The sequence below is a fragment of the Paenibacillus sp. FSL R7-0204 genome, from assembly GCF_038002225.1.
Taxonomy (GTDB): Bacteria; Bacillota; Bacilli; order Paenibacillales; family Paenibacillaceae; genus Paenibacillus_AQ.
Genome location: NZ_JBBOCA010000001.1, coordinates 5,354,166 through 5,376,274, shown reverse-complemented (window position 1 = coordinate 5,376,274; position 22,109 = coordinate 5,354,166). Strand labels below are relative to the sequence as shown.

Annotated in this window: 18 protein-coding genes and 2 tRNA genes; 15 read left to right on the top strand and 5 right to left on the bottom strand. The window is 52.1% G+C overall.

What is annotated here, in order from left to right; translation table 11 throughout:
• The first annotated feature begins 852 nt into the window (after positions 1 to 852).
• The 10 genes from MKX42_RS23645 to MKX42_RS23600 all read left to right on the top strand — a co-directional run bounded on the left by MKX42_RS23645 (position 853) and on the right by MKX42_RS23600 (position 14,787).
• Positions 853 to 3,852 carry a carbohydrate binding domain-containing protein gene (locus MKX42_RS23645; protein ID WP_340755059.1) on the top strand — a complete coding sequence of 1,000 codons (3,000 nt, stop codon included), beginning with the start codon at positions 853 to 855 and terminating at the stop codon, positions 3,850 to 3,852.
• A gap of 872 nt (positions 3,853 to 4,724) precedes the next feature.
• Positions 4,725 to 6,518 carry a two-component system histidine kinase PnpS gene (gene pnpS / locus MKX42_RS23640; RefSeq protein WP_340755058.1) on the top strand — a complete coding sequence of 598 codons (1,794 nt, stop codon included), beginning with the start codon at positions 4,725 to 4,727 and terminating at the stop codon, positions 6,516 to 6,518.
• Between the two features lie 120 nt (positions 6,519 to 6,638).
• Entirely contained in the window at positions 6,639 to 7,367 is a 729-nt protein-coding gene (locus MKX42_RS23635) for a response regulator transcription factor (RefSeq protein WP_036725566.1), read from the top strand.
• A gap of 159 nt (positions 7,368 to 7,526) precedes the next feature.
• The gene (pstB, locus tag MKX42_RS23630; RefSeq protein WP_036695861.1) at positions 7,527 to 8,282 is read left to right on the top strand and encodes a phosphate ABC transporter ATP-binding protein PstB; all 756 of its coding nucleotides are present in this window, start codon (positions 7,527 to 7,529) and stop codon (positions 8,280 to 8,282) included.
• An 80-nt stretch (positions 8,283 to 8,362) separates the two neighbouring features.
• Complete coding sequence (gene phoU, locus MKX42_RS23625; protein ID WP_340755057.1) at positions 8,363 to 9,022, top strand: phosphate signaling complex protein PhoU; 660 nt, start codon at positions 8,363 to 8,365, stop codon at positions 9,020 to 9,022.
• Between the two features lie 149 nt (positions 9,023 to 9,171).
• Complete coding sequence (gene polA, locus MKX42_RS23620) at positions 9,172 to 11,844, top strand: DNA polymerase I (protein ID WP_340755056.1); 2,673 nt, start codon at positions 9,172 to 9,174, stop codon at positions 11,842 to 11,844.
• 51 nt (positions 11,845 to 11,895) lie between these two features.
• The gene (gene mutM / locus MKX42_RS23615) at positions 11,896 to 12,738 is read left to right on the top strand and encodes a DNA-formamidopyrimidine glycosylase (protein ID WP_340757785.1); all 843 of its coding nucleotides are present in this window, start codon (positions 11,896 to 11,898) and stop codon (positions 12,736 to 12,738) included.
• 178 nt (positions 12,739 to 12,916) lie between these two features.
• Entirely contained in the window at positions 12,917 to 13,618 is a 702-nt protein-coding gene (ytaF, locus tag MKX42_RS23610; RefSeq protein ID WP_340755055.1) for a sporulation membrane protein YtaF, read from the top strand.
• Between the two features lie 9 nt (positions 13,619 to 13,627).
• Entirely contained in the window at positions 13,628 to 14,224 is a 597-nt protein-coding gene (gene coaE, locus MKX42_RS23605; protein WP_340755053.1) for a dephospho-CoA kinase, read from the top strand.
• Entirely contained in the window at positions 14,224 to 14,787 is a 564-nt protein-coding gene (locus MKX42_RS23600; protein WP_340757783.1) for a lytic transglycosylase domain-containing protein, read from the top strand. Before coaE ends, MKX42_RS23600 begins: the two co-directional genes overlap by 1 nt.
• Positions 14,788 to 14,888: 101 nt before the next feature.
• Here the strand turns inward: MKX42_RS23600 and MKX42_RS23595 are convergent, their stop codons facing one another.
• On the bottom strand, positions 14,889 to 15,107 hold the full coding sequence (locus MKX42_RS23595) for an alpha/beta-type small acid-soluble spore protein (protein ID WP_036695868.1): 219 nt from the start codon (positions 15,105 to 15,107) through the stop codon (positions 14,889 to 14,891).
• Positions 15,108 to 15,272: 165 nt separating this feature from the next.
• Here MKX42_RS23595 and nrdR point away from each other — a divergent pair, with 165 nt between their 5' ends.
• The 3 genes from nrdR (at position 15,273) to MKX42_RS23580 (ending at position 16,158) form a co-directional block, all read left to right on the top strand.
• On the top strand, positions 15,273 to 15,749 hold the full coding sequence (gene nrdR / locus MKX42_RS23590) for a transcriptional regulator NrdR (RefSeq protein ID WP_340755051.1): 477 nt from the start codon (positions 15,273 to 15,275) through the stop codon (positions 15,747 to 15,749).
• Between the two features lie 251 nt (positions 15,750 to 16,000).
• Positions 16,001 to 16,076 (top strand) — tRNA-Ala (locus MKX42_RS23585).
• Positions 16,077 to 16,085: 9 nt separating this feature from the next.
• Positions 16,086 to 16,158 (top strand) — tRNA-Lys (locus MKX42_RS23580).
• A gap of 460 nt (positions 16,159 to 16,618) precedes the next feature.
• Here MKX42_RS23580 and MKX42_RS23575 read toward each other — a convergent pair.
• The 4 genes from MKX42_RS23575 to MKX42_RS23560 all read right to left on the bottom strand — a co-directional run bounded on the left by MKX42_RS23575 (position 16,619) and on the right by MKX42_RS23560 (position 21,279).
• Positions 16,619 to 17,266: a transcriptional regulator gene (locus tag MKX42_RS23575; protein ID WP_340755050.1), complete on the bottom strand. Its 648-nt coding sequence runs from the start codon at positions 17,264 to 17,266 to the stop codon at positions 16,619 to 16,621.
• A gap of 266 nt (positions 17,267 to 17,532) precedes the next feature.
• On the bottom strand, positions 17,533 to 18,318 hold the full coding sequence (locus MKX42_RS23570; protein ID WP_340755049.1) for a GNAT family N-acetyltransferase: 786 nt from the start codon (positions 18,316 to 18,318) through the stop codon (positions 17,533 to 17,535).
• Positions 18,319 to 18,331: 13 nt separating this feature from the next.
• Positions 18,332 to 19,111 carry a MurR/RpiR family transcriptional regulator gene (locus MKX42_RS23565; RefSeq protein ID WP_340755048.1) on the bottom strand — a complete coding sequence of 260 codons (780 nt, stop codon included), beginning with the start codon at positions 19,109 to 19,111 and terminating at the stop codon, positions 18,332 to 18,334.
• 128 nt (positions 19,112 to 19,239) lie between these two features.
• Positions 19,240 to 21,279, bottom strand: coding sequence for an FAD-dependent oxidoreductase (locus MKX42_RS23560; RefSeq protein ID WP_340755046.1), 2,040 nt, complete (start codon positions 21,277 to 21,279; stop codon positions 19,240 to 19,242).
• 204 nt (positions 21,280 to 21,483) lie between these two features.
• Between MKX42_RS23560 and MKX42_RS23555 the strand changes: the two genes are divergently transcribed.
• Both MKX42_RS23555 and MKX42_RS23550 read left to right on the top strand, forming a co-directional pair.
• The gene (locus MKX42_RS23555; RefSeq protein WP_340755045.1) at positions 21,484 to 21,720 is read left to right on the top strand and encodes a hypothetical protein; all 237 of its coding nucleotides are present in this window, start codon (positions 21,484 to 21,486) and stop codon (positions 21,718 to 21,720) included.
• 9 nt (positions 21,721 to 21,729) lie between these two features.
• Entirely contained in the window at positions 21,730 to 22,059 is a 330-nt protein-coding gene (locus MKX42_RS23550) for a PIN domain-containing protein (protein ID WP_340755044.1), read from the top strand.
• Positions 22,060 to 22,109 lie beyond the last annotated feature (50 nt).

Sequence of the window (22,109 nt, the reverse complement as noted above, 5' to 3'; positions counted from 1 at the left end):
GATGCGGAAATGAGAGGGATAAATCCCTCTGATGGCACTGAAAGTGGGCGAGATGCGGAAATGAGAGGGATAAGTCCCTCTGATGGCACTGAAAGTGGGCGAGATGCAGAAATGAGAGGGATAAATCCCTCTGATGGCGCTGAAAGTGGGCGAGATGCGGAAATGAGAGGGATAAATCCCTCTGATGGCGCTGAAAGTGGGCGAGATGCAGAAATGAGAGGGATAAATCCCTCTGAAGGTGCTGAGAGTTTGCTGGGGGCAAAGAGTAGCCGGGGAAAAGAGTAGCTGAAGAGCACTAATGCCCCTGAATCCGCCAACCGCCTCGAGTTGATCATACCAGCAAAGGAAGAGGGTGGCACGGGACCAAAACAGCTTCCCAGATGGTTCCTTCCAGGTATGAGCTTATGCTGAATACTATTTTTTGTGTTTTTTGCAGAGCGGTTATCCTATATGGGATAAGGGTTGGCGGCAGGTTTGATTTATATGTCTTGACAGCGCATACAGGGACATGTTAATTTTTAGTGGGGAAACCGGTTTCCCCACTGTTACACTGAAGCTGTGAAATTGAGCTCTAGCGAAACTATCTAGCTAAGCATTAGCACACTCTAGCTGAGCTCTAGTCAAACTGTCTGGCTAAGCATATGTAAGCTCTAGCCAAATTGTTTAGCCAAGCATTAGCAAGCTATAGCTAAGCATCCGTGAGCTCTTACTAAGCTCTAGCTAAGCTCCTGCTAAGCAGTCAGTATCAGCCTATGCACTATCAAGCTGAAGCAAAGCTCAAGTTATTGACGGCAAGAGTATCCGCTGGCTCCAAAGTGTTGCATTCGGTTTTACATGAGAGGGAGATGAGGAATGAAAAGAAAACGTAACCGCCTGCTTGTTCCCGTTCTAATCACATCCACGGTATTGTCGATCATGATGAATCTGTTTGTCCTGCCGCAAGCTAAGGTGGAAGCAGCCAGCATTGGAACAGTAACCGAGAATGACACGATTTATCAGATTATGGTTGACCGCTTCCATGACGGGGATTCTTCGAATAATGCAACAGGTGCGGCTATACGCTACGGGGAGAACTCCGAGGAGGATTTCCGTTACATGAAGGGCGGCGACTGGCAGGGGGTCATTGACAAGCTCCCGTATATTCACAATATGGGCTATACCGCGATCTGGATCTCACCGGTAGCCGAGCCGCAGATGACTAACCGTGAGAACAACGGTACAGGCAAGAACACTGCCTACCACGGCTACAATGTCAAAGATCCGAACAAGGCCAACCCTTACTTCGGCACCAAAGAAAAGCTGAAAGAGCTTGTAGACTCCGCGCATGCGCTTGGAATTAAGGTGATCATTGATGTCGTTCCCAACCACATCGGCGATTACATGCTGGGCACTCAGGCTTATTATGATATCCCTTCCTTGCAGCCTGCTGCTCCATTCAATAATCCGGCCTGGTATCACCACAATGGGGACATTAACTGGTCTCTTGCCGATGGACGGTACGATCAGTGGGCCCAGGATTATCTGGAGAATCATGATCTGGGCGGTCTGGATGATATCGACTTCGATGTTCCTGCCGCCAAGCAGGCCATCTTCAGCTCGATCAAGGGCTGGTTTGACTATACGGGAGCAGACGGTGCCCGGGTCGATGCAGCCAAGCTGATGAAGCCGACCGATATCGGCGAGCTGCAGAATTTGCTGGGCGTGAATACTTTTGGGGAGAATTTTGACGGCAATGCCGAATTCGTCTCCCGCTGGGTCGGTACCAATAAGGAGTGGGGAATGCTCGACTTCCCGTTGTTCTTCTCCGTGCTGAACAGCTTCGCGTACGGGCAGTCTTTTGACGCGAATATTAAAGGCACCCTGGCTCAAGATTCCTACTACGGCGGCAACGCCAACCATATGGTAACCTTCATCGACAATCATGACCGCAACCGCTTCTTGACCGAGGCCGGGGGCAGTGTTGAGAAGCTGCAGAATGCTCTGTCCTTTATTTTCACCGTGCGCGGAACGCCTGTGGTCTTCCAGGGAACGGAGCAGAACAAGGGCAACGGCAACGGGCAGATCATGACGGGCGGCATCGCTGATACGTGGAACCGCTGGTCGATGGTGAAGCGGGATGTAAACGGCAATGTGCTGGAGAATTATTTCAATGAGAATGCCAGTACCTTCAAGCATGTAGCCAAGCTGAACGAGATCCGCAAAAACAACCCGGCCCTGCGCACCGGCACCCAGCGCGAAATGTGGTCCGCACAGAATCTGTACGCCTTCTCCCGGCGGATTGACACCGGCATGAATGTCGGCCAGGAGGTCATCTCCGCATTCAGTAATGCATCCGGCGGATCACAGACTGTGACGCTGCCGCTGCGCGCCGAAAGCACGCTTACCGCAGGTACGGTTCTGGTGAACCAACTGAACCCCTCCGATACTGTGACCGTGCAGGCGGGCGGTGTTACCGGTAAGCAAATTACAATTACACTAGGCGCCAATTCGGCCAAAATCTACTCCAAAACACAGCCGGTAACCGATACGCAAGCACCAAGTGTTCCGGGAAATGTAACAGCAACTGTACAGAATGCCTCCAGCGCGCTGGTGTCCTGGTCAGCATCCACCGATAATGTCGGGGTGAGCGGGTATGAAATCTACCGCAATGGAGTGAAGATCGGGACTTCGGCTACGACCTCTTTTACAGATAACGGACTTGTAGGCAGCACGAATTATTCCTATACGGTAAAAGCGTATGATGCCGCCATGAATCTGTCGGCCTTCAGCGCAGCCGCTCTGATCGTTACCCCTGCCGGTAACAGTGTGACAATCTACTACAAGCAGGGTTACACCAATCCGTACATTCATTACCGCCCAGTCGGTGGGACTTGGACGACATCTCCGGGTGTAGCCATTCCGGCCGCCGAGGTAGCAGGTTATAACAAAGTCACCATTAACATCGGCGCAGCCACCCAGCTCGAAGCCTGCTTCAATAACGGCAGCGGCACCTGGGACAGCAATGGCGGCAGCAATTATCTGTTCGGCACTGGCACCTGGACCTATACGCCTACAGGCAATATCCAGGCAGGCGGTCCGGTAACGCCAACGGCAACGCCGACTGCTACACCAACCGTAGCACCGACCGTGACGCCTACGGTGGCACCAACCGTAGCACCGACTGCTACACCAACTGTAGCGCCGACCGCAACTCCAACAGCATCACCAACCGTAGCACCAACGGCGACACCTGTGCCAACCGCCACACCGGCAGGCAACACCGCTACGATCTATTACAAGAATACGGCCTTCAGTAACTCCTATATCCATTACAAGCTGGACGGCGCAACCACCTGGACGACTTCACCGGGTGTGCAGATGCAGACCTCTGCCTTCAGCGGCTACAAGTCCATTACCCTTCCGCTCGGCAGCGCCACGGGCCTGACCGCAGCCTTTAATAACGGCAGCGGGACGTGGGATAACAATGGCGGGAATAACTATCATTTTGGTAGCGGCAGCTCGAGTCTGGTTGGGGGAAGCTTGACCTCCGGGGAACCGCAGGCAGACAGCGTAACCTTCCGGGTTAGCGTTCCGGGTTCGACTCCAGCGAATGCTCAGGTCTATCTTACGGGTTCGTTCAACAGCTGGAATGCGGCAGATTCGGCCTACCTGTTGACCCGTGGCAGTGACGGCGTCTATTCCATCACCGTTAACCTTCCGGCAGGCAGCGCCGTGACGTATAAGCTGACGCGCGGCAGCTGGGGCACGGTAGAGACTGCCTCCAGCGGAGCGGACATTGCGAACCGTACGCTTACGCCCGCAGGTGGTGCACAGACGGTGACGTTAAGTGTGCAGCGCTGGAAGGATCAGTAGCGCTTGTAGCTTGTAAGTAACAAGCAGTAACGCCTTTTCTAAATGGTGGGTCGCCATTTAGGAGGGCGTTTTCTGGTTGGTAAGGTAAGCGGATCAAATGTAATCGAAAAACCGATTACAATGCGCCGGTCGGGGGTGAGCGAGCCAAATGTAATCGAAAAACTGATTACAATGCGCTGGTCGGGGGTGAGCGAGCCAAATGTAATCGGAAAACCGATTACAATGCTCCGGTCGGGGGTGAACGAGCCAAATGTAATCGAAAAACCGATTACAATGCTCCGGTCGGGGGTAAACGAGCCAAATGTAATCGGAAAACCGATTACAATGCTCCGGTCGGGGGTGAGCGAGCCAAATGTAATCGGAAAACCGATTACAATGCTCCGGTCGGGGGTGAGCGAGCCAAATGTAATCGGAAAACCGATTACAATGCGCTGGAGCGAGGGTGCACGAGCTAAATGTATGCGGGGGTTTGAGGTATACAAGGTTTACTGTAACTCCCACTCTCAAACAGCGCAGCGGGCGGACTGATTGTGGAGAAGCGGCAGCGTTCGCCTTTGTGTCCGGATTTTCACCGATCAGGTAAAAATAATAAAAATCTGGACACAACAGCGATCGGAACAACGGTCCGTTTGCGGAGCGTCCATTATAGATCCCACAGCGCTCCATCCTCGGCCCAGGCTCTTGGATCTCAGATATCGCTCCTCCCTCGACTTAATATCCCAATCCTGCCTGGCGCTTCCTCCCAGCCCCCGCATCCCGCTGAGCCCACATTTTACACCCCGTTGATAATCGCCGCCGGAACTGGTATTTTGGCGAAAATGCAGGTAGAGTGTTCTCATGGACATTTACACGAGGGAAGAGGACCGCCGCAGATGAAACCATTCCGCATTCGACTTACCATCATACTTATGGCATTGATAGGAATATCAATGACCGGGGCCGGGATCACCATGGCTCAGCTGTTCAAGGATTCGCATATTTCCGTGCTGGAAGAAAACATGTCCCGGGAAATAAAGCTGCTCTCCGGCACCTTCTCATTCATGGATACCAGCAGCCCGGATGCCCTGAACTACTATACAGAACAGGCAGAGAGGATATCCGTCTTGACCGGATCACGTGTCACCTTCATTACGAAGCAAGGCCGGGTCATTGGGGATTCGGAGAAGAATCCGCGCGAGATGGACAACCACTCTACCCGCGAAGAGGAGCTGCTGGCCGCGAAGGAAGGGATTGGCCGTGCGATCCGTTACAGTGATACATTAGACCGTGAAATGATGTATGTGGCAGGTTCCGTGTCTTCGGATCAGGGCTTTGACGGGTATATCCGGCTATCGATGGGGCTAGATACCGTATCCGAAGGACTGAACCGGGCGTGGATGATCATGGCAGGGGGGCTGGTGCTGCTGTTCATTGCCGCAACCTTGGTGAGCTACAAGGTGGCTTCCAGTATGACCTCACCGCTGGAGCAGATCACCAGAGTGGCGCGGCGGATTACTGATCTTGATTACGATGCCCGGGTGCCCATGAAGCGCAAGGATGAGATCGGCCAGCTGGCTACAGCCATCAACGCGATGGCCGACAGTCTCCAGGCCCAACTGAAGACCATCCGCGACAATGAGGACCTGCTGCAGAGTGTACTCGACAATATGACCGGCGGCATCGTGATGATTAACGCTGAAGGGGAGATTGCCCTGCTCAACCGGGCCGCCGAACGGCTGCTCGATGTGAAGCACAGCGAGATGACCGGACATTCTTATAAGGAGATTAAGCATCATTATGAGCTGACCCGGCTGATTGATGATGGAGTGTCCGCAGGTGTACCTATTCACGAGGAGCGCAGCATCTATAATCCGGTGGAGCGGATTGTGCGTCTGGACGGGGTGCCGATGATCCAGGACGGCTGCTCCCGGGGGATGCTGTTCCTTCTTCAGGAGGTTACAGAGATCCGCAGACTTGAGAAAATGCGCAGCGAATTCGTCGCCAATGTCTCCCATGAGCTGAAGACCCCTGTCGCTGCGGTAAAAGGCTTCGCCGAGACCCTCCTGGGCGGGGGCGTTACGGATGAGAAGACGGCGCGTTCGTTTTTGCAGATTATCTACGATGAGAACGAACGGCTGAACCGCCTGATCGGCGATATCCTGGAGCTGTCCAAAATCGAATCCAAACGCGTTCAGCTGGAATGCTCCCCGGTTCATCTGATCGAATTCTTCGGCTCCGTACTGGAGACGCTCAGCAAGGTAGCGGAGAAGAAGAAGATTACGCTCAGCTCGGATGTGCCTGCGGAGCTATTCATTGAGGGAGATGAAGACAAGCTGCGCCAGATTTTCATGAATCTGCTCTCCAATGCGATCAATTACACCCAGGACGGGGGCAATGTCAGAGTGACCGCAGTGAGCATCCAGAAGAAGGATGGCACCGAGAGCGTACGCTTTACAGTCAGTGATACGGGGATGGGGATTCCGCGCAAGGATCTGCCCCGGATCTTTGAACGCTTTTACCGGGTGGACAAAGCCCGCTCCAGAAGCTCCGGCGGAACCGGCCTCGGTCTATCCATTGTGAAGCATCTGGTCGAGCTGCATCGCGGGTCTATTAACGTAGAGAGCGATCTGGGCATCGGCAGCTCATTCATCCTGGATTTGCCGCTGCTTCAGGAAGAGAATCAATAACCCTGCGGAGTCTAATAGAGAATAAATTTATGATTTTACACTAAGTTAACATTGTGGTGCTATGATGTGCATGTGTGCAGTTTTGTAAAATTAATAACCTATGAAAAGACGGGGGAACCTATGGCACAACGATTGCTTGTCATTGAAGACGAACCGACACTGGCCCGGCTGCTGTCTTATAATCTGACACAGGAAGGCTACGAGGTGACGGTGGAGGATCATGGAACGGCAGGATATGACCGTGCGACTAGAGAACCTTTTGAATTGATCGTACTGGATCTGATGCTGCCCGGCATGAACGGCATTGACATTCTGGATAAATTGCGTGGACAAGGCATCCGCACACCGGTTATAGTGCTGACGGCCAAGAATGCGGAGGAGGATGTCGTCCGCGGGCTGAAGTCCGGGGCGGATGACTATATTACGAAGCCCTTCGGCGTATCCGAGCTGCTTGCCCGGGTCAGCGCAGTGCTGCGGCGGATCTCCGGCATTGCCGAAGAAGCTCCGCCCGAGACGGCGGTGTCTGCATCGACGATTATTCTCGGACAGCTGGAGATCTACCCCGAGCGTTATGAAGTCTCGCTGGGCGGACAGAGCATCAATCTGCGGCCGAAGGAATTTGAAGTGCTGCTGTATCTGGCCCGCAAGCCGGGCGTCGTTCTGACGCGGGATGATCTGATGAATGCGGTCTGGGGCTTCGACTATATCGGAGGCCAGCGTACCGTTGATGTGCATGTCAGCTCCTTGCGCAAGAAGCTGGAGCTTGACCCTGAATCCGTGCATATCGATTCCATCCGCGGGGTGGGTTACAAACTGGTCGTCAACAAGAAGAGAACACCTGTCATCTAATATGGCGGTGTTCTTTTCACAAGATAAGCACCTTCTCCTCCGACACCTGTCTTACTACACAAGGATTTTTACACTGCGTTAACAATTCTCTGGAGCTCTATTTACACTGAAAGCTTATCATGGGGAACGAAGATGATGAGAAGGAGACAACAGAAACTAATGAAATCCATCATTGACATAGAGAAGCTAGATCTCTACTATGAGTCATTCCATGCCCTGAAGAACGTGGATTTGCAGATTCCGGAGAAGCAGGTGACCGCTTTTATCGGACCCTCCGGCTGCGGGAAATCCACACTGCTGCGTACCCTTAACCGTATGAACGACATGATTCCCGGAACGCGTATTGAAGGTAAAGTAAATATCGGCGGCAAAAACATCTACAGCGACGAGATCGAAGTGGAGAGTCTGCGAAAGCAGGTGGGGATGGTGTTCCAGCAGCCCAATCCTTTTCCCAAGTCGATCTATGATAACGTGGCTTATGGCCCGCGCCTGCATGGTGTGAAGAGCAAGGCCGAGCTGGATGTCCTTGTAGAGCAAAGCCTGCGCCAGTCTGCGCTCTGGGAGGAAGTGAAGGATTTCCTCAAGAAGTCTGCCTTAAGCCTGTCCGGTGGCCAGCAGCAGCGTCTCTGTATTGCCAGAGCCCTTGCCGTACAGCCGGATATTCTGCTGATGGATGAGGCGACTTCAGCGCTAGACCCGGTGTCCACACTCAAGATTGAGGAGCTGGTCCAGGAGCTGCGGGATAAGTATACGATTGTAATGGTCACGCATAATATGCATCAGGCCGCCCGGGTATCGGGACGCACTGTATTTTTCCTGAACGGTGTTATTGTGGAGGCTGCGGACACGGAGCTGCTGTTCTCGAACCCTAAGGATTCCCGCACAGAAGACTATATTTCCGGCCGCTTCGGCTAAGATTGGCTGATTGGTAAGTCTTAGGTTCACTCTTGTTCACCCGATATGACCAAATGTTTGTGAGGAGGATCACTTTCGATATGATTCGCAGAAAAGAATTCGATAAAGATCTGGAAGAACTGCGCTCCCTGCTGCAGCAGATGGGCGAGCATGTAACGGATGCACTCGACGGTGCGGTACTGGCCCTGCAGACCCTTGATACGGCACGGGCGCAGGAGATTGTCAAAGCGGACCTGCGGCTGAACGCCATGGAAGACCGGATTATGGAGATCGGCTCGCGGCTGATCATCACCCAGCAGCCGGTGGCGAAGGATCTGCGCCGCATTATTGTAGCCTTCAAAATCTCCAGCGATCTGGAGCGTATGGGTGATCTGGCACTGGATGTAGCCAAGGTAACGATGCGCATCCAGGGACAGCAGCTGATTAAGCCGCTTGTGGATATTCCGCGCATGGCTGAGCTGGTTACGATCATGACCACGGAGGCTATTCAGTCTTATCTGGACGAGAATACGGATCTGGCCTACAAAATGGCGCAGGATGACGATCAGGTCGATGGCCTATACAGCGCGATGATTAACGAACTGTACACTTATATGGTTCAGAAGCCTGAAACAGTGAATCAGGCGATGCTGCTCACATTGGTTGGCCGTTACATTGAGCGGATTGCCGACCATGCCACGAATATTGGCGAGAGTGTAGTGTATCTGGTTACAGGTAAACGTCCGGATTTGAACCAATAACAGTATAGACTGCCAGAGGCGAGCCTTCATTCCGGGGGCTTGTTTTTTATTTTGGCATAAAGCGGCGATTCGTGGCAGAGCCATTTCGTCTTGGTGCAGAGCATATGGTACTATGTAAGGAGAAAGCAAGAAAAAGGCGAGGTGCTAGTGTGGACAAGCTGATACTCATTGATGGAAATAATATCATTTACCGGGCGTTCTTCGCCATGCCGCCGTTGACGAATACAGCGGGACAGCAGACGAATGCGGTATACGGTTTCACGACGATGCTGCTCCGTCTGCTGGAGGAGCATAAACCGTCACATATGATTGTGGCCTTCGACGCGGGAAAGATTACTTTCCGGCATGAAGGCTATGAAGATTATAAGGGCGGACGCCAGAAGACCCCGCCGGAGCTGTCCGAGCAGTTCCCGCTGCTCAAGGAGCTGCTGAAGGGTCTGGGAGTTCCGCAGTTCGAGATTGCAGGCTACGAGGCTGACGATATTATCGGCACCATCTCCAGGGAAGCGGATGCCGCCGGCCGTCAGGTGATGATTGTGTCGGGGGATAAGGATATGCTGCAGCTGGCTTCCGAGCATACCACCATCGCACTGGTGCGTAAGGGAGTTACGGATGTGGAGCTGTACGGGCCTAAGCAGATCCGCGATAAATATGATCTCACCCCTGAGCAGATCATTGATCTGAAGGGGCTGATGGGCGATGCCAGCGACAATATTCCCGGGGTGCCGGGAGTCGGGGAGAAGACAGCGCTTAAGCTGCTCCAGCAGTTCGGATCGGTGGAGGGCGTGCTGGCCGGAACCGGTGAGCTGAAGGGGAAGATGAAGGAGAAGCTGGAAGAGCATGCGGACAGCGCCATCATGAGCAAAAAATTAGCGACGATCTACCGTGAGGTTCCGCTTGAACATACCTGGGAGGATATGGTGTTCAGCGGTATTGTTGCCGATACGGCGGGCCCTGCCCTGGCGAAGCTGGAGTTCAAGTCCCTGCTGGAGCGCCTGTCGCTCAGCGCCTATTCCCATGCGGCAGACGGCAGCCTGTCCGGCCCCGCTGCGGTGGAAGCGGCAGAGCTTACGATTACAATCGTTGATGAAGCCGGAATAGAGAAGCTGGTACAGGCACTGCCGGGCATCTCCGCTCTGCATGTGGAATCTAACGGGGAGAACCCGCACCGTGCCGAAGTGATCGGCCTCGGGCTGTCTTCGCCGGAGCAGCATTACTTTGTGCCTTTTGCCCTGCTGAAGAGTCCCTCGGCAGCCCCCCTGCGGGACTGGCTCGGTGACGAGCAGGCGCCGAAGAGCGGGTATGATCTGCACCGTGCCGATCTGGCGCTGCATTGGCAGGGGATTGCTTTTGCCGGAGCCGCTAATGATGTTCAGCTGGCCGCTTACCTGCTGGACCCGACTGAAGCGAGCCAGAATCTGAATGACCTGACCACGAAATACGGCCTGCCCCGCTTGTCGCCGGATGAGGATGTTTTCGGCAAAGGGGCCAAATATAGAATTCCTGAGCTTGCGATTCTCGGTGAGCATGTCGCCCGCAAAAGTGCGACTGTGCTTGGCATTGTGCAGAAGCAGCAGGAGGAGCTGGACAAGACGGACATGACCGGTCTGTTCCAGGACCTGGAGATGCCGCTGTCACGGATTCTCGCCGATATGGAGAAGCAGGGCATCGCTGTGAATAAGGACGATCTCATTCAGCTCGGTAAGGAATTCGAAGCCCAGATCTCCCGGCTGGTCACTGAAATCTACGCCGCCTGCGGAACCGAATTCAATCTGAATTCTCCGAAGCAGCTGGGCGAGGTTCTGTTCGTGAAGCTCGGTCTGCCGGTTGTGAAGAAGACGAAGACCGGATATTCGACCGATGCCGAGGTACTGGAAAAGCTTGCGCCTTATCATGACGCCGTGCGCCTGATTCTGCAATACCGCACCCTGGCCAAGCTGCAATCTACGTATGTCGAAGGTTTAATGAAGGAAATTTCGCCGGAGACAGGCAAGGTGCATACCTTCTACCGGCAAACGATTGCTGCTACGGGCCGGCTCAGCAGCCAGTTCCCGAACCTGCAGAATATTCCGATCCGGCTCGAAGAGGGCCGCAAGCTCCGTAAGGTATTCGTGCCCTCCGAGCCGGGCTGGTCGATTCTGGCGGCGGATTACTCGCAGATCGAGCTGCGTGTGCTGGCGCATATCTCGGGTGATGAGCGGATGAAGGAAGCTTTTGTCGAGGATATGGATATTCATACCAAGACTGCGATGGACGTATTCGGCGTTCCTGCGGAGAGTGTGGACAGTAATATGCGCCGGTCCGCCAAAGCGGTTAACTTCGGGATTGTGTACGGCATCAGCGATTATGGCCTGTCGCAGAACTTGAACATTCCGCGTAAGGAAGCGGCCCGGTTCATTGAGCAGTATTTCGAGGTATTCCAAGGTGTGCGCCGTTACATGGATGACATCGTAGTCGAGGCCCGTAAACAGGGGTATGTAACTACGCTGCTGGAGCGCCGCCGTTATCTGCCGGATATCAATGCGAAGAACTTCAATCTGCGGTCCTTCGCAGAACGTACGGCGATGAATACGCCAATTCAGGGAACCGCTGCGGATATTATCAAGCTGGCCATGGTTCATATGGATAGGGCGCTGCATGAGCGCGGCCTGAAGAGCCGGATGCTGCTCCAGGTACACGATGAGTTAGTGTTCGAGGTGCCGGAGGAGGAGCTGGAGCAGATGAAGCAGCTGCTGCCCGAGGTGATGGCCGGAGCGCTGCAGCTGTCTGTTCCGCTGAAGGCAGAGGTAAGTTATGGCAGCAACTGGTACGAAGCGAAATAGGCTCCCCGCACATGGCAGATATCCGGTATAATGGAGTGGAGGTGAGCCATGATGCCGGAATTGCCGGAAGTCGAAACAGTCAGAAGAACACTTAATGAGTTAATTACAGGCAAGCAGATAGAGCATGTCACCGTCCGGCTGCCGCGGATTATTCAGCGCCCGGATGATATTCAGGCCTTCGCCCATATGCTGGCAGGCCATAGTGTGGTTACAGTTGAACGAAGAGGCAAGTTCCTGCGGTTCGTCTTTGACGGGCTGGTGATGGTCTCCCATCTGCGGATGGAGGGCCGTTACGGCGTGTACCGTGAGGGCGAGCTGCTGGACAAGCATACGCATGTTATTTTCCATTTCACGGACGGGACTGAGCTGCGTTATACGGATGTGCGCCAATTCGGGACGATGCATCTGTTCCAGCCGGGAGAGGATCTGCAGCTGAAGCCGCTGAACAAGCTGGGGCAGGAGCCGCTGGATGCCGATTTCACGCTGGAGCGGTTCAAAGAGATTGTCGCGAAGCGGAGCACCAAGATCAAGCCGCTGCTGCTCAATCAGGAATATATAGTAGGTATCGGCAATATTTATGTAGATGAGTCCCTGCATCGTGCAGGCATCCACCCGGAGGAGACCGCGAAGTCCCTCTCGGAGGATCAGCTGGCCAGACTGCACCATGCTATTGTCGCAACACTGACGGAAGCGGTGAATGCCGGAGGCTCCTCCGTGAAGTCGTATGTCAACGGCCAGGGGGAGAGCGGGAGCTATCAGGATCAGCACAAGATCTACGGACGCAAGGATCAGCCGTGTGCCAACTGCGGCACGCTGATTGAGAAGAGCGTGGTCGGCGGACGGGGAACGCATTATTGTCCTACCTGCCAGCCCGTACCTGTAGTGATTCTGTAATTTTTATTTAGAGTCAGCGCTGCATTTACCGCCCGTTTCCGGGCTAGTTACACCTGAGGTATAACCGTTCTGTATAAAGGCAGGCACTTACTGCCCGTCCCGCCCATATAATGTGTGAAGATTGCTGATTACGGCGAAACGGAGCTCCGGCTCCGGTTCTTCACGGGAGGGATTGCGGGTGCTGAGCCCATTGTTGTCTTTGCTGTTGCTTGCGTTTGCGCTTAGTCTGGATGGATTTGGTGTAGGCATTACATATGGACTGCGTAAAATGAAAATCCCCTTGCTCTCCATTATCATTATTTCGCTCTGTTCAGGGGTCGTCATTTATGGTTCTATGCAGGTCGGCGTGCTGCTGGCCAAGGTAGTCTCGCCGAATGCCGCTTCCAGTGTCGGAGCGGTTATTCTCGTCTTAATGGGCTGCTGGTCCCTGTTCCAGATGCTGACGCAGAAGGAAAAGGAGCAGGAAGAGACTGCGTCAAGGCAGGAGACCATGCTGGAGACGGCTGCTGCCGCACAGAGTGCTGAGACAGAGCTGAAGCCGGCTGTATTCTCTCTGGAGCTTCGCCATCTGGGCGTGGTGATACAGATTCTCCGCACGCCGTCTTCCGCTGATATGGATGCCTCGGGGAGTATTTCCTCCATGGAAGCTATGATTCTGGGGATCGCGTTATCGCTGGATGCCTTCGGGGCCGGTCTCGGCGCGGCACTGCTCGGATTCAGCCCGTGGTCCACCTCGCTGATGATCGCTGTATTCAGCGGAACCTTTCTGCTGCTGGGGATGAAGACGGGACTACGATTATCCGGCAGCTACTGGATGAAGCATGCGGCTGCGCTGCCCGCGATATTATTAATTGTAATGGGTATAATGAAGTTATTATGAGGTGAGTACATGATTATAGGCTTAACCGGAGGCATAGCTTCGGGAAAAAGCACCGTGTCTGCGCTGTTTGTCCGCAAGGGAGCTGCACTGGTGGACGCCGATGTCATCGCCAGAGAGGTGATGCTCCCCGGACATCCGGTGCTGGCGGCAGCGGTGGAGGCTTTTGGAGACCGCATCCTGTTGCCTGACGGCTCGCTGGACCGGGCGGGGCTTGGCGAGATTGTCTTCCGGGACCCGGAGGGGCTCAAGACATTGAATAACCTGACCCATCCAGCAATCCGCAAGGAGATCAAGGACAGAATGTATGCGCTTGAGCAGGAGAATCCGCAGCGGCTGGTCATTGTCGACATTCCGCTGCTCTACGAATCAGAGCTGGATTCCTTGTTTGAGCAGATTATTGTGGTCTATGTTCCGAGAAGGGTTCAGTTAGCCCGCCTCATGGAGCGCAGCGGAATGAAGCTGGAACAGGCTGAGGACCGGCTGAGGTCGCAGATGGATATTGAACTGAAGCGCAGGAAAGCGAATTATGTGATCGACAATAGCGGTGATCCGGAGTCTGCAGAGCTTCAGGTTGCCCGGCTGTGGGACAGGCTGGGCCTGATATGATGAAGTGGCTGCGCAAAAAAAGAGTCCTGCTGCTGCTGTTTATCGGCTTCACCGCGATCCTGTTTCTCGGCTCCAACTGGATGTCATGGTTTTATCCTATTCATTATAAAGCAGAGATCCGCCAGCACAGCCGGACGTATGAGATGGACCCGTTCCTGGTGGCATCCATTATCCGTGTGGAGACCAATTATAAGACCGGACGCGAATCCAAAAAAGGCGCGCTGGGACTCATGCAGCTTATGCCGGATACCGCTAAGTGGGCGCTCGAAAAGGCCAAGCTCCCCGACGTGTCGCTGGAGCGGCTGAAGGAAGAGCCCTCATCCAATATTGAACTGGGCACCTGGTATTTGTCTACGCTGTCCAAGCAGTTCGACGGCAACCGTATAGCGGTCATCGCCGCCTATAATGCCGGACCCGGCAAGGTGCAGAGCTGGCTGGATGAAGGGCAGTGGGACGGGACAGAAGCCTCTGTGAAGGACATTCCGTTCGGTGAGACGCGTCACTACGTGCAGCGTGTGATTTATTATTATGATCAATACACCGAGCTCTACAGTGAGTTCTAGGGTGCTTATTACTTCTGCTGCTGTTATGTAAAAAGAAGCATCAAACGGCCGGAGGCCGTTCGATACTTCTTAGGCAAGCTTATGTCGCGCTTAACAGGTTATTATTTGTACTGACCTGCCAATTGCTGTTCAGCCAGGGTTACAAGACGTTTAGTGATGTAACCACCGATCGAACCGTTTTCGTAAGAAGTTTTATTGCCTTGGTATCCGTCTGGGGAGAGGGTGATACCTAGTTCCTGGGCAACTTCATATTTCAGTTGTTCCAAGGCACCGCGTGAGTTTGGAGCTACCAGGTTATTGGAGTTGTTATTTTGGCTCATTGCTGTTCACCTCCTATCGGTTGGTAACTGTATTATGCGCCGGACATGTCAGATTCATAACAACAAATAAACGGTGTTTTCTGGAAATTAAATGATGCCCGCATAGCCCTTGTGTATCAAGGGGCCGGGCCAACCCATTCTAATGATGAGGAAGTGAAGAAGCTTATGAAATGCCCTTACTGCGACCACACCAATACCAAAGTCCTGGACTCGCGACCGGCCAATGAGAATAAGTCCATTCGCCGCAGGCGGGAATGCGAGCTGTGCAGCCGCCGTTTCACCACCTTCGAGATGATTGAAGAGACCCCCCTGATTGTGATCAAAAAAGACGGCAGCCGTGAAGAGTTCAGCCGTGACAAAATTCTCCGCGGTCTGATCCGTGCCTGCGAGAAGCGTCCGGTCCCTGTAGAGCGCCTGGAGGTCATGGTATCCGAGGTGGAGAAAAGCCTGCGCGGCATCGCCCTCGCCGAGATCGAGAGCCGCCAGATCGGCGAGCTGGTCATGGAGCAGCTCTATCCTGTCGACGAAGTAGCCTACGTCCGCTTCGCATCCGTGTACCGCCAGTTCAAGGACATTAACATGTTCATGAAGGAACTGAAGGGACTGCTCTCCAAGAACACGGAGGAGCTGGACGGGCTGTAAGCTTCGCTGCTTAGGAGAGAAGGGTTCGATTGGAGTACAGGGGCTGGCCTTGAGGTTGAGAGGTCAGTTCCCGGGTGGAGCATCTTGTATCAAAATTAATTTCGAAAAAGTGTTGACACTGAAAGCAGATTTCTGTATTATATAGAAGTCGCCTACGAAACACATTGATGAATAAGCGGCTTGAGCTTATCGCTCAGATCAGATTTTAGAATACATAATGTAATTCTAAATTGGTTAAATTGTAAAAACATGGGGCCATAGCTCAGCTGGGAGAGCGCATCGCTGGCAGCGATGAGGTCAGGGGTTCGATCCCCCTTGGCTCCACCAATTTCATACGGACTCTTAGCTCAGTTGGTAGAGCAGTAGACTCTTAATCTATTTGTCCAGGGTTCGAGCCCCTGAGAGTCCATCACATGAAGAACGGCAGAGATGCCGTTCTTTTTTGCTGTTTCAGGGGATGCGGATGACTAAGTGGGGGAACCGCAAGGGTTTGAGGTCCATTCTCGAGCCGCGCCCCCCCCGGACCCCGAACCCCAACTGCGAAATATGGTTTCCGTCGGTATCCTTCGGTTCTAAATGTGTCTAAAGGATTGCTACGGACCCCACAGCCCTTATGTTCTCTATTCAGCATAATTAAAAGGGCTAACGGACCGTATCGCGCTTATTGCTTCTTCACCATCCATATATGAGATGAAATCTAGTAATAGCGCCATCTGAGTCCGTAAGCTTGGTAAAATTGTGCTTTTTGTAGAAATAGGCGCTCCTCGGTCCGTTACAGCTGATTGATACCTCTACTTCTCACGCTCACAGCCACGGAATTCAAGTGTTTTTGCCACATCAGCTTTATAATTCATGCGCCTAAACACACGTTAAACTCTAAGCTGATATGTTCGATAACGCTGCTGTCCTCCAGCAACATCCAGTAACTGCTGTTCAACCAAATGATGCAGAATTCGTCTGGAGTGTCTATCCGTTACCTTGAGATGCTTAGCAAGCTCCAAAGGTGTGAATGCTCTGAGCAGACGTCTTGCGTAACGAAGGGTCTCCGCTTCCAGCCAAGTTAATGTGGAAGAAACATCCGTCGCAATGAATTTGCCGATAAAAGACAACACCAATTGCTGACATTGCTTGGGTTCTTCGATAATTGAAGGATAAGCGATAGGAAGAAAAGTCCAACTATCAAGGGACAGTAAGCAATGCCGGCGGCATAAATCCTTGAATCGTCTGACATCCAGATCTCTGGCGTGAGGTCCATATCCTTGAATCTCAATCCCGCCTTTTGCATCTCCAGGCATATAAGCCAAGTCCAGATAGCGGTACCCGTTATTGAAATCGCGCACTTCCCATTCTGGAAACAAATGATCGAAATTAGCGATTGCCGGAAACCATACTTTGCGGAGAAATTCAACTGTTCCGTGGCCTAATCCTTTGCCGAGCAGCTCCTTTCGCCTGTGGCTGCTCTCATTCTTCAGATTGCTATCTAACCATTCCTCGTACTGCTGCTCAAATCGCGGCATCCGTACTCCTCCTCGTACACTCAACTGAGTGTTTATTTTTCCCGCAAAAAAGCCGCCTCAATACTCAACCTTCTCCAAGAATCTAACTTGGAAGGGCAGAGCATTAAAAGCGGCGTGTGCTTCACAACCTATGTTTCTTATTATAGCGCTACAAATCCAGGAATCAATAAGAGGCTTCTTTTTTGTAATCCTGATTACTTCTGTTATTCTCAGTGAAATATTCGGTAAGAAATGGATGCGTAAGTGGCGATGGGGAAAAAGGCGTTCTATTCTTCATAAGACATAACTATGGTTTGAAAATAAGGCTTAAATCCAAGCTTTATATAAAGCGCATTGGCTTCGTGGCTTGCTCTCAAGGTTGCTGTATGTACACCTGCGTTATGTAAATCATGGAGGGTTTTGAGGCACAGAGCGCTTGCAGCACCTTGATTTCGATACGGCTGCAGGGTAGATACAAACTCAATGGATGCCTGATTGCCGGTCTGCATGGCAGCCGAGGTAGCTATGGGAACACCATCCAGGTAAGCAAGATAAAAAGATAGCTCGCTGCGTGAAAGCCAAAATTCGTAATATGCCTGATTCAACATAGGCCAGCCATGCAGCGCCTCATTCACCACATCAATCCATAATGCAAATTCAGACGAAGACGTAACCCTGTGTATATGTAGTCGCGGATTAGCCTGCGGCAAGTTAAGGTGTGTTGCTAAATCTAGCGCCATACCCCATTCAGGCTTTTCAGGATCGGATAAATCCCTGAATCCTTTAGAGGCTAAGATAGCGGTTAGGTTTGCAGGCTTGGAGCTTGGCGGGATAAACCATATTTTTGGAAGTGCTCCTGTTTTCAAGTCAGGCAGCAGATTGTCAATATGCTCGCTTGCTGCATCCTCCTCAAGAGATACTTTAAAAACCAGTGAGGGGCCGGCGAAGCCAGGCAAAGGAGAAATCCATTCCACCTCCCCCTGATGATATTGCATATGTTCTGCCAACGCCAGGGTATGCAAATATTTGTCCATTCCCTGAGTGATGCAATTCACATAATAATCGTGATTCATAAATGACCTACCTCTATCGCTTCCCTAAGAGCAGCTTGTTCCGTAAGCGAAGTCCAATGTAGTTGAGCAGTACCTGCATCAGCAGGCTGTCTACTTGTGTGCCGGTGCCTTCGTATTGCAGCGACAGGTCAACAATGTTCTCTATACCTTGTAGCCTTACGTGAGCTATGCAGGCAGTCCGAGCGCCTTTTTCCTTGGCTTTCTTCAACTGCTGAACCTGATGAAGATTATACTGCGGCATATAGATCAAGCTGATGACCGCCGACTTTTCGTTCACACTGTCAACGGCATTGACTTGATAGTTGGGGTCGATGAACGCTTTGGTCTTTTTGCCCAGGAGCACCAGCTCCACCTGCAACCGCCATATCTCGGAATGCAAGGGAATGCCGATGAAAACGATCTCGTCACTGGTTTCGATCATGGACAGCAGCGAAGTGATCGCCTGTTCATCCAGTTGGCTGGTGGTTGCCTTAATCTTCTCGGCCAGCAGCTCGCCATAGGCTACCGGATCTATGTCCTCTTCCTTCACTGCAGGATAGTATTTGCCGTCATATTGATATTGCAGAGGCGACTTATCATAGATCATCCGGAAGCTTGAGAAGTTGTCATAATACATCTGCCGCATGAAGCGGCTGACCGTAGAGACAGAAATGTGGTTGGACTCAGCGAATTCCTGTATGCTTGAAGTCTGAAGCTGGTTATAGTTCTCCAGCATAGCTTTGGCAACATCAAAGTAAATATCATCCTGATCATAGGTGTTATAGCACTCCAGCAGTGCGAGAATATCTAACATGATGCACAGACTCCCTTAATAGTTTTGCTTCATTATAATCCGAATCCAATTCAGGAGAATCAGCAAAAATCGCCCATACCGGGTAAAGGTAGGGCGATTTTTTAACAATTGTGCAATTCGTTGTCTAATTACTTATGCGAGTACCCCGCAGCATGGATACCGGCCAGCCGGCCGGAGGTATAGGCAAAGCCAAGTGTACCGCCTTCAAAATCAACATAAGCCTGTCCGTACATCCCGCCCGCATCAGCGCCGGCGACGTAAAGTCCAGGGATGGCCCGGCCGTCCGAATCGGTCGCTTCGATCTTCTCATTGATGCGTACGCCGCCCAGCGTTCCGAGGTTGCGTCCGACATACTTAATGGCATAATAAGGACCTTGCTTGAGCGGAACCAGCCGCTTCGTGTCGGAGAAGAACATAGGGTCATTGCCCTGGGCAATGGCCGTATTGTACTGCTTGGTGGAAGCGAGGAAGGTATCCTTGTCCACACCGATCTTCTGAGCCAGCGCCTCCAGTGAATCTGCTCTATGGACAACACCGGTCTCTTTCATGGAATCCAGCAAAGGGGTGTAGTCCGTAGGTCTATTCTCGTCTGCAAGAATAACATCCGTGTCATTCGGTTCATTGAATTCCATGTAGAATTGCCGGTTGCCCTTCCATTTAGAGAAATGCGGCTCGATGGCAGCGAGGCCCTTCTTCTTGATGGTGTTCAGCATGGCGGAGTCCAGAATCAGGAATTCCGTCTCTTTGGGCTGCATGTGAATCTCAGCGCCGTGTACAGCGAAGAGGGTAACCTTGGTCTCATCCGAGAAGCGCTGGCCCAGCGTGTTCACTCTCAGGTTCGGGTACTCGCTGAATTTGGTCAGGCTGTACCAATCCTTGTTGATTGGGGCTAGCTTAGCGATCTCTTCAGGCGTAAAGATTTGCGCAAAATACTGGGTCGAGGTCATTCCGTATTCATCCGCACCTGCTTTCCAGGCCATCTGAATTCCGTCGCCTGTATTCGTAGCGATTTGTCCCGGAGTGAATTTTTTGCCGAAATATTTCTCCATCATCTCGTTGTTTCCACCGAAACCGCCTGTCGCAATGACCACGGCCTTGGCATTCACCTTCAGATGAGAACCATCCTCTTTTTTGGCCATTACGCCGGTTACCGCACCGTTAGAGTCTGTCAGCAGCTCAGTCACAGGAGTACTGAAGCGAACCTGTCCCGATTTGGATTCAAAGGTTTTGATCAGCTTCTTGATTGCCACTGTGCCGCCCTCCTGGTAGCCGTGCAGTGTAGCGGGCATCCCGATATGCTCAAAGGCAAAGCCGGTACCGGCATCCACCAGGGTCATTTTGGCGCCGCTGGCGTTCAGCCAGTCGACTGTCTTGCCGGCTTCATCAATAATGGTGCGGACCAGCAGCGAGTTCATGTAGCCATCGGAGGCTGCCATGTACTGCTCATAGAGCCATTGCTTGCTGACCGTTTGTTTTCTGTCCTTCTGCTGCTGGGAATCGGCTGCGAACATGCCTCCGGCCATAGTGCCGGCTCCCATAGGTGCAGCTGTCTTCTCCAGCAGTACGACGCTGGCTCCGCTGTCTTCGGCGGCAAGCGCCGCAGCTGTACCAGCCGCACCGGCACCTACCACGGCTACATCCACCGTGATCTCCTCTACTTCCTTATTCTCGGCAGTGGCCTTGGCCTGCTTCAGGACGGTCAGATCCCCGCCTGCCTGCTTGGCGCAATCTTCCACCGCGTCCAGAATACCCTTAGTGGTCATAGAAGCGCCGGAGACGGCATCAATGGCCAGGGTTTGTTCGCTGACGATTTTTTCGGGAACAATTTTGAGCGGCCCTTGAGCGATGCCTTCCGTTTCACTCTGGCTCAACACCTTAACGTTTTTGATTGCGGTCTCGGTGAATTCCGTTTCAACCTCGATCGGGCCGTTCTTTCCGTTGCCCTTGGCTGTGTATTTCCCCGGCTTGAAGGAGAGTGCAGTTCCCTGAGCAGAAGGGGCCGCCCCCGCCATTTGACTTGTCGCTGCCGCCGCCGCTTGCTTCTCAACATTCTGCGGAGTTACTTCTGTCCCCTTGTTCGCAGAGCTGCTACAGCCCGTGAGTGAGATTACCAGCATAGTGATCATAGCCAGCAGAAATCCTTTGTACCCCCAGTGTTTCTTTTGCATAATGCAGTTGCCTCCCCAACATTCTTTGAGATGTATATCCTCTATTTGAAGGTAACATGTAACACATTTCACATGGAGGTCTGGATCAGACCGCTCTACTTCTGATTTAGAAGAGAAAGGGCGATACGGCACGCAACATTCTTTTTTTAATTAATGTTTGGATGATATACTACCCTTAAAACCTCATAGGAGGCTGACAAAGATATGTCTGTACCCAAAAGAATGGATAAACAAACGGCTCGTGAGTTCCGTTCGATTCTAGAAAAAATGAATATTACCCAAAGTAAAGTTAAAATCAATCTTGATAATGATACAATCGAAGTTGAAGATGATTATTCAATTGACGATATCCTTGAATCCGAAGGTATGCTCACTCCTAACGAAGCAAAAGAACTGTCCGATGAGGTTTACCAACATTGCTATTCTTTTTTGGCAGGGTAACCTGACGCGATGTCTTTTGCCTGTCAAGCCAAAGAAGACAAAATGAATATGTATTTTTCAGTCATTAGTGAATGTGAGGTATTCAGTGGCTTAAACATTGAATTACGTTTGAAAGGAATTAAATTATTTAATTCGCGGAGATGTCTTGATGTTACCTCGCTAATTGCACAAAAAGCTGGGGATTTAAAAAGAGAACAGCGGGCGATAGGGCGAAAACTCAAAACCCCTGATGCTTTAATTATTGCAACTGCAATAGAGTATCATCTTGGATTAGTTTCGCGTGATCATGATATGAGCTTTGTTGGAGATGAGTATGGCATTCCTCTTATTAATCCTTAACGTGTTTGAACCTCCGGGATCTCTGAAATTTAACTGTTTTGAATAAAAGG

Bases quoted from the DNA above. Each gene is read 5' to 3' on its own strand.
- MKX42_RS23645 (WP_340755059.1), top strand. From the start codon at position 853: ATGAAAAGAAAACGTAACCGCCTGCTTGTTCCCGTTCTAATCACATCC.
- pnpS (WP_340755058.1), top strand. From the start codon at position 4,725: ATGAAACCATTCCGCATTCGACTTACCATCATACTTATGGCATTGATA.
- MKX42_RS23635 (WP_036725566.1), top strand. From the start codon at position 6,639: ATGGCACAACGATTGCTTGTCATTGAAGACGAACCGACACTGGCCCGG.
- pstB (WP_036695861.1), top strand. From the start codon at position 7,527: ATGAAATCCATCATTGACATAGAGAAGCTAGATCTCTACTATGAGTCA.
- phoU (WP_340755057.1), top strand. From the start codon at position 8,363: ATGATTCGCAGAAAAGAATTCGATAAAGATCTGGAAGAACTGCGCTCC.
- mutM (WP_340757785.1), top strand. From the start codon at position 11,896: ATGCCGGAATTGCCGGAAGTCGAAACAGTCAGAAGAACACTTAATGAG.
- coaE (WP_340755053.1), top strand. From the start codon at position 13,628: ATGATTATAGGCTTAACCGGAGGCATAGCTTCGGGAAAAAGCACCGTG.
- MKX42_RS23600 (WP_340757783.1), top strand. From the start codon at position 14,224: ATGAAGTGGCTGCGCAAAAAAAGAGTCCTGCTGCTGCTGTTTATCGGC.
- MKX42_RS23595 (WP_036695868.1), bottom strand. From the start codon at position 15,107: ATGAGCCAAAATAACAACTCCAATAACCTGGTAGCTCCAAACTCACGC.
- nrdR (WP_340755051.1), top strand. From the start codon at position 15,273: ATGAAATGCCCTTACTGCGACCACACCAATACCAAAGTCCTGGACTCG.
- MKX42_RS23575 (WP_340755050.1), bottom strand. From the start codon at position 17,266: ATGCCGCGATTTGAGCAGCAGTACGAGGAATGGTTAGATAGCAATCTG.
- MKX42_RS23570 (WP_340755049.1), bottom strand. From the start codon at position 18,318: ATGAATCACGATTATTATGTGAATTGCATCACTCAGGGAATGGACAAA.
- MKX42_RS23565 (WP_340755048.1), bottom strand. From the start codon at position 19,111: ATGTTAGATATTCTCGCACTGCTGGAGTGCTATAACACCTATGATCAG.
- MKX42_RS23560 (WP_340755046.1), bottom strand. From the start codon at position 21,279: ATGCAAAAGAAACACTGGGGGTACAAAGGATTTCTGCTGGCTATGATC.
- MKX42_RS23555 (WP_340755045.1), top strand. From the start codon at position 21,484: ATGTCTGTACCCAAAAGAATGGATAAACAAACGGCTCGTGAGTTCCGT.
- MKX42_RS23550 (WP_340755044.1), top strand. From the start codon at position 21,730: ATGTCTTTTGCCTGTCAAGCCAAAGAAGACAAAATGAATATGTATTTT.